Source organism: Rhodoferax sp. LS1P39 (assembly GCF_056521425.1).
In genome coordinates this window covers 604,995-612,720 of sequence record NZ_JBWMAV010000001.1, presented here as the reverse complement: position 1 = coordinate 612,720, position 7,726 = coordinate 604,995, and the positions used below count along the sequence as shown (strand labels likewise).

Below are 7,726 nucleotides of genomic sequence, written 5' to 3'. Positions count from 1 at the left end.
CTGGAGTGGCTAGCGTGGCAGCGGGGGCTGGAGCAGCCCCGGTCGATGATTTTCATTCAAAAATCTCCCCTGTTTCAAGGCGACATCCACTGCGTGAATTTTTGTGAACGCCTTATTTCAGCCTGTAAAGCAATCTTCGCACCAGTTACTTATGTCGTTGATTTGCATGGAGAAAACGGAAATATGTCACGAAGCTTGTAATAAATATCGACACTTGTTACTTCTGGTTGTTGTTTTATGGCAACGATATGTAACGACGGCATCGTCCAGGCTCGGCAAAACGGCTGCTGCTACACTGAAAACTTCAATAGGTGTCTTGCAGCTTGCGCGCTGCGGATTAAACGGGAAGTTGGTGAAGCGCAGTAGTTGCTACTGCGCCATGCCCACGCTGCCCCCGCAACGGTAAACAGGTCAAAGCGAGGCCCGGGACGTATGTCCCCACCACTGTGCAAGTGCATGGGAAGGTGGCCCCGCAGCAGAGTCTCCACTCTGCACCTGTGAGCCCGGAGACCGGCCTGCTGATTTAGCGTGACTTTGCGGCGGGCGAAGATCTCAGCAGGCCCCCGCGCAACTCTGTCCCAGTACAGGTCCGTTTGCGTCCCGCCTACTGATCCCTTTCCCCATCCCCAGTCACACCGTTCCACAACCACGCGGCGGGCGTGCAGGGGTCAACCATTTACTATTTTATTTATAGCTGCTCACGCTTAATCCATAAGCACAGAGGGGCTATTTGATGCCTAAAACCTGCCATGCGTTGCTGGTGGCTGCGCCTGCGTCCGGCCAGGGCAAAACCACGGTGACAGCAGCGCTGGCCGCCTGGCACCGCAGCCAGGGCCGCCGGGTGCGCGTGTTCAAAACCGGCCCCGATTTTCTGGACCCCACGATTCTGGAGCGCGCCAGCGGCCACCCCGTGTACCAGCTCGACCTGTGGATGGGCGGCGAGGCCCACTGCCGGGCGCTGCTGCACACGGCAGCGCTGCAAGCCGATGTGATTCTGGTTGAGGGCGTGATGGGTCTGTTCGACGGCACGCCCAGCAGTGCCGACCTGGCCCAGGCCCTGGGCCTGCCGGTGCTGGCCGTGATCGACGGCTCGGCCATGGCGCAAACCTTTGGTGCCGTGGCGCACGGCCTGTCCACCTTTCGCCCTGGCCTGCAGTTTGCCGGAGTACTGGCCAACCGCGTCGGCAGCGCCAGCCATGCGCAGATGCTCCAAGACAGCCTGCCAACAGGCCTGCGCTGGTTTGGCGCCATGCCGCGCTCTGCCGAATTCGCGCTGCCCGAGCGGCACCTGGGCCTGGTGCAGGCCTCTGAGGTGGCGCATCTGGACGAGCGCATCGCCCTGGCCGCCCAGGCCATCGGGCCTAGCGTGGAGGGGATGGCCAGCCCGGTGCGGTTTGAGCCCAGCCCGTCAGAGATCGCGCCCCAGCTGCTGGCCGGTGTGCGCATCGCAGTGGCACGGGATGCCGCTTTCTCCTTCATTTACGCCGCCAATCTGGATACGCTGCGCGCGCTGGGGGCCGAGCTGGTGTTCTTTTCGCCCCTGGCCGATGCCAGCTTGCCCGACGCGCACAGCCTGTACCTGCCCGGCGGCTACCCCGAGCTGCACCTCGCCACCCTGCACGCCAACCAGCCCATGCGCGCAGCCATCCACGCCCACCATTTGGAGGGCAAGCCCACCGTGGCCGAGTGCGGCGGCATGCTGGCGCTGCTGGACAGCTTGGCGGGCCATGACGGCACCCCCGTGCCCATGTGGGGCTTGCTGCCCGGGACCGGGACGTTGCAAAAACGCTTCGTCAACCTCGGCATGCACGCCGCCCAATTGCCCGAGGGGCGGCTGCGCGGCCACAGCTTCCACCATGCACGCATGGACACGCCGCTGCCTGCCACCGCCTTTACCGAGCCGCAGCGCGAACGCAGCCACGCCGAGCCGGTGTTCCGCCGCGGGCGGCTCCACGCCTCGTTCATGCACCTGTACTTTCCGTCCAACCCCAACGCCGTCGCCAAGCTCTTCGCGCCCGCCTGACTAACCAAGACCTCACCATGGAAATCGAATCCCCACCGCTGCTGCGCGACACCCCCAAGCCCCAGGGCGAACGGCGCGGCCTGGTCATCGTGCACACCGGCACCGGCAAGGGCAAAAGCACGGCTGCATTCGGCCTGGCCCTGCGCGCCCATGGCCGGGGCAAGGCGGTCAAGGTCTACCAGTTCATGAAGGTGCCCACCGCGCGCTTTGGCGAGCACCGTTTGTTTGAGCAGCTAGGCATCCCCATCGTCGGGCTGGGCGACGGTTTCAGCTGGAAAAGCCGCGATCTCGACCACTCCGCCGAGCTGGCCCAGGCCGGCTGGGCCCAGGCTGAAGCCACGGTGCGCGCGGGCGAACACTTCATGGTGGTGCTGGACGAGATCATGTACCCGCTGCGCTACGGCTGGATCGCGCTGGAACCCGTGCTGGCCTGCCTGCGCGAACGCCCGCCGCACGTGCACGTGGTGCTCACAGGCCGTGGCGCACCCGCCGAAATGGTGGAGCTGGCCGATACCGTGACCGAGATGACCCTCATCAAGCACCACTTCAAAGCCGGTGTTCCCGCCCAACGTGGCATTGAAGATTGAAAGAAAACAAAATGCAAACCCGAAAAATCCCCGCCACCATCGTCACCGGCTTCCTCGGCAGCGGCAAAACCACGCTCTTGCGCAACCTGCTGACCAACGCCCAGGGCCGCCGCATCGCCGTCATCGTCAACGAGTTCGGCGAACTGGGCATTGATGGTGAATTGCTGCGCGGCTGCGGCATTGGCTGCGACGAGAACGGGGTCGAAAACGGCCAGCTGTTCGAGCTGGCCAACGGCTGCCTGTGCTGCACGGTGCAGGAAGAATTTGCCCCGGTGATGGAGCAACTGGCCGCCCGCCGCGAACAGATCGATTACCTGGTGATCGAGACCTCCGGCCTGGCCCTGCCCAAGCCGCTGGTGCAGGCCTTCCAGTGGCCCGCGCTGCGCAACGCTTTCACCGTGGACGCGGTGGTCACCGTGGTGGACGCGCCCGCTGTGGCCGCAGGCACCTTCGCCGAAGACCCGGTGGCCGTGGATGCCCAGCGCCGCGCCGACGACAACCTCGACCACGACTCCCCCCTGCACGAACTGTTTGAAGACCAGTTGGCCACCGCCGACCTGGTGATCGTGCACAAGGTAGACGGCATGGATGCCGCCGCACTCGAAGCCGTAGAAGCCACCATCCGCGCCGAAGCACCCGCCGGTGTGAAGCTGGTGCGCGCATCGCACGGTAACGTGCCCATGGACGTGTTGCTGGGCCTGGAGCGCGCGGTAGAAGACGTGATCGATGCCCGCAAAACCCACCACGACGCAGAAGAAGACCACGACCACGATGCCTTCGATTCGGTGTCGATTGCGCTGGACGTGAAAGACCGCGCCAAGCTGCTCACCGCCCTGGCCGCCCTGGTGCAGCGCCACGAGATTTACCGTGTCAAAGGTTTTGTGGCCGTGCCGGGGGCTGCGATGCGCCTGGTAGTGCAGGGCGTGGGGCAGCGGTTTGACAGCTATTTCGACCGGGCCTGGCGCGCCGATGAAGCCCGTGTAACGCGCTTGGTGGTGATTGGGGACCACCTGGATGCGGGTGTGTTGCAGGGCGAGTTGCAGGCGGCTTTGGGGTGATGCGGGCTGGCCTTTGCCGTTGGGGGTGGTCGCAGGCCGACGGGGTACTCTGCTCCGCGACTGTCCTCCGCCCTGCGGGCTCCTCCTTTATGTCGCTGCGCAAAGCACCCCATCGACCAGCGCCAATTACGGTTGGACTGAATCAACCGTTACGCAAGCCGCACGCTGGTTTCCGTAGAGGGTGGTGTGGGTGGCGCAGCGGAATAAAGGAGGAGCAGCCGGCCCTAGGCCGCTGCGGGGGACATCCGCGTAGCTACCCACACCGCCCTCTGCGGCGCGCCACAACCGTTTCTGCTGACTGAACTAAAACATGCACCTACTCTCCACCCGCCCCGGCGGCCATGTTGAAGACGATGGCCTGGGCGTGGTGCGCGTGGAGCAAACGCCGGGCGATATCGTGGTGCTTACCGTGGCAGACACCACGCTGTCCCTGTTGGCCGAAGTCGCCAGCAGCCTGCCAGAGGACTTCCCCCGTGTGCGCCTGGCCAACCTGATGTGGCTGCGCCAGCCCGCGTCTATCGACATGTACATGGACGACGTGCTGCGCCACGCCAAGGCCATCATCATCGAACACCTGGGCAGCCCCAGCGACTGGGCCTACATCGTGGACCAGGTGTGCGCGTCTGCCCAGGCGCGCGGCCAGTGGCTGGTGATGGTGTCGGGCGAGTGCGTAGAAGACGCACAACTCCTGCTGCGCAGCACCGCCACCAAAGACGACTGCACCCACCTCTGGCGCTGCCTGCGCGAAGGCGGGCGCGACAACGCCCAGAACTTCTTCAACCTGATTGCCCACGCCGCCTTCGGCCAGGGTGAGCGCCCCGCACCGGCAGCCGTGGTGCCCGCCGCCATCCGCTACACGCCCGCCATGGGCCAGACACCGTGGCGCGAGGCGGCCCCCGTGGCCTTGCTGGTGTTCTACAAAGCGCATTGGCAGTCAGGCAACACCGTGGCCTTCGATGCCATGCTGGCCGCGCTGGAAGGGCAGGGCCTCAACACCCTGGCCGTGGCGCTGGACTCGCTTAAAAACCCCGGCAGCATGGCGCTGCTGCAATCGTTGGCACAAGAGCACCGGGTAGACATAGTGCTCAACGCCACCAGTTTTGCCGTGGGCGCGATGGATGGCAACGACGATGCCGCCCAGCCCGTGCTACTGGCAGGCGATGCCCCGGTGTTGCAGCTCATCACCGCCGGTTGCTCGCTAGCCCAGTGGCAAGACGACCCGCACGGCCTCACCCCGCGCGACCTGGCCATGCAAATCGTGCTGCCCGAGGTGGATGGCCGCATCGGCACCCGGCCTATCAGCTTCAAGGGCCTGGCCTGGCGCTGCGAGCGCGCCGAGATCGACGTGGTGCGTTACCAGCCCGAGTTAGAACGCATAGCCTTTGTGGTTGCCCTCGCCCGTCGCTGGTGCAGCTTGCGCTATAAGAAAAATAGCGATAAGCGCGTGGCCCTGGTGCTGGCCAACTACCCGAATGACGACTCTCGCCTGGCCAATGGCGTGGGCCTGGACACGCCTGCGTCCACCGTCGTCATTCTGCAAGCCCTGCAAGCCGCAGGCTACGCCACCGGCGATGTGCCGCAGCATGGTGACGCGCTGATGGCCGACCTGGTGCGCGGCATCACCAACAAGCTGGATGCCAACGACGATCGCCCCGCAGGCCAAAGCCTGGCGATGGCCGACTACCTGCTCGACTTCTGTGCCCTGCCTGCTGAGAGCCAGGCCGCCATCAACACGCTCTGGGGCCTGCCGCAGCACGACCCGCTGGTGCGCGCTGGCCGTTTCATGGTGTCGGGCCAGCGCTACGGCAATGTGTTTGTGGGCAACCAGCCCGCACGCGGGCGCGACCTGGATCTGGTCGCCACCTACCACGATGCCGATCTGGTGCCCACCCACAATTACCTGGCGTTCTACTTCTGGCTGCGCCGTGCCTACGCGGTGGATGCGGTGGTGCACGTGGGCAAGCACGGCAACCTGGAATGGCTGCCCGGCAAAAGCGTGGCGCTGGGGGCGGCTTGCTGGCCCGATGCCATCCTGGGCCCGCTGCCGCACCTGTATCCCTTCATCGTCAACGACCCCGGCGAGGGCGCGCAGGCCAAGCGCCGCACCCAGGCCGTCATCATCGACCACCTGATGCCCGCCATGACCCGGGCCGAAACCTATGGCCCCTTGCAGCAGCTCGAAGGCCGCATGGACGAGTACTACGAGGCCCTCTCGCTGGACCCGCGCCGCGCCAAGCTGCTGCGCGCCAGCATTCTGGAGAAAGTGCTGGCAGACGGCCTGCACGCCGAGCTGGGCTTCACCCCTCCTACCGACGACGCGCAGCGCGAAGCCCTGCTGCGCCGCCTGGATGCCTACCTGTGCGAAATCAAGGAATCGCAAATCCGCGATGGCCTGCATATCTTCGGCCAGTCGCCCACCGGCCGCCAGCGGGTGGACACGCTGGTCGCCCTGGCCCGCTACCCCGGCGGTGCGGGTGCCGCGCAAGGCAGCCTGACGGTCGCCTTGGCGCACGACTTGGGCCTGAAAGACTTCGATGCCCTCAGCCCCGACTGGGCCACACCCTGGACCGGCGAACGCCCGCCGGTCTTGCAAGCCCTGAGCACCGACCCCTGGCGCCATGCGGGCCACACCCGCGAGCGGCTGGAGTTTCTGGCCGTGCAACTGGTGCAAGACGGCGTAGCGCTTGCGCCAGAGGCGTGGCCCCACACCGCCCCGGTGCTGGAGCGCCTGCACACCACGCTCGCCCCGCGTCTGGATGCCTGTGGCCCCAACGAGATCGGCCAGCTGCTGCGCGGGCTGGACGGGCGCTTCATCCCCCCCGGCCCCAGCGGCGCACCGTCGCGCGGCAGGCCCGATGTGCTGCCCACCGGGCGCAACTTCTATTCGGTGGACACGCGCGCCATCCCCACCCAGACTGCCTACGCCATGGGTGCCAAGGGCGCAGACCGGGTGGTGGAGCGCCACTTGCAAGACCATGGTGCCTATCCCACGGCCATGGGCCTGTCGGTCTGGGGCACCAGCACCATGCGCACCGGCGGCGAGGATGTGGCCCAGGCCTTCTCGCTGCTGGGCGTGCGGCCCAAGTGGGCACCGGGCAGCAACCGCGTGGTGGACATTGAAGTCATGCCCATGACCGTGCTGGGCCGCCCGCGCGTGGACGTGACGCTGCGCGTCTCCGGCTTCTTCCGCGATGCATTTCCCAATGTGATTGACCTGTTTGACACGGCCGTGCGCGCCGTGGCTGCCATTTCGTTTGAAGATGAGCCGGACGATGTCAACCCCATCCGCGTGCGCGTCCAGGCCGAGATGGCCGTCCAAACGGATGAGCGTGCTGCTACCTGGCGCGTGTTCGGCCCCCGGCCCGGCGGTTACGGTGCGGGCTTGCAGGCCAGCCTTGCCAGCGGCAACTGGACCGAGCGGTCCGAGTTGGCCGAGTCCTACCTGCGCGCCGGGGCCTTCGCCTATGGGCAGGACGCGCACGGCACGGCCGCGCCCGAGGCGTTCGCCCAGCGCATCGCCGGGCTGGACGCGGTGCTGCACAACCAGGACAACCGCGAGCACGACATTCTGGATTCCGGTGACTACTACCAGTTCATGGGTGGCATGGCCGCGGCGGTAGAGCACCTGAGCGGCACGCCCGCCGCGCTGTACCACGGCGACTTCAGCGTGCCCGGTGCGCCGCGCATCCGCACGCTGGGCGAGGAAGTGGCGCGCGTGGTGCGCTCCCGCGCGGTGAACCCCAAGTGGCTGGACGGCATCAAGCGCCACGGCTACAAGGGTGCGTTCGAGATCGCCGCCACGGTCGATTTTCTGTTTGCCTTTGACGCCACCACCGGCGTAGTGGGCGACCACCAGTACGCGCTGGTGGCCGATGCCTATGTGCACGACGATGCCACCCGCGACTTTCTGCAGCAGCACAACCCCGGGGCCCTGCGCAGCATCGGCGAGCGCCTGCTCGAAGCCATGGACCGCGGCCTGTGGGCTGAGCCGGGCGACCAGCGCGAGCGCATAACAGACCACCTGTTGGCGCTGGAAAACCATTTGGAAGCCTCCTGAC

At 66.2% G+C, this 7,726-nt stretch carries 4 protein-coding genes and 1 riboswitch; all 4 genes read left to right on the top strand.

Annotation, left to right across the window (positions count from 1 at the left end; all coding sequences use genetic code 11):
* The first annotated feature begins 292 nt into the window (after positions 1 to 292).
* Positions 293 to 533, top strand: a riboswitch (cobalamin riboswitch).
* A gap of 200 nt (positions 534 to 733) precedes the next feature.
* The 4 genes from AC097O_RS02715 (at position 734) to cobN (ending at position 7,725) form a co-directional block, all read left to right on the top strand.
* Positions 734 to 2,023 carry a cobyrinate a,c-diamide synthase gene (locus AC097O_RS02715; protein WP_479591348.1) on the top strand — a complete coding sequence of 430 codons (1,290 nt, stop codon included), beginning with the start codon at positions 734 to 736 and terminating at the stop codon, positions 2,021 to 2,023.
* Between the two features lie 17 nt (positions 2,024 to 2,040).
* The gene (gene cobO, locus AC097O_RS02710) at positions 2,041 to 2,610 is read left to right on the top strand and encodes a cob(I)yrinic acid a,c-diamide adenosyltransferase (protein ID WP_295959063.1); all 570 of its coding nucleotides are present in this window, start codon (positions 2,041 to 2,043) and stop codon (positions 2,608 to 2,610) included.
* An 11-nt stretch (positions 2,611 to 2,621) separates the two neighbouring features.
* Positions 2,622 to 3,668, top strand: coding sequence for a cobalamin biosynthesis protein CobW (cobW, locus tag AC097O_RS02705; protein ID WP_479591347.1), 1,047 nt, complete (start codon positions 2,622 to 2,624; stop codon positions 3,666 to 3,668).
* A gap of 310 nt (positions 3,669 to 3,978) precedes the next feature.
* On the top strand, positions 3,979 to 7,725 hold the full coding sequence (gene cobN / locus AC097O_RS02700) for a cobaltochelatase subunit CobN (protein WP_479591346.1): 3,747 nt from the start codon (positions 3,979 to 3,981) through the stop codon (positions 7,723 to 7,725).
* The last annotated feature ends 1 nt before the right edge of the window (position 7,726 follow it).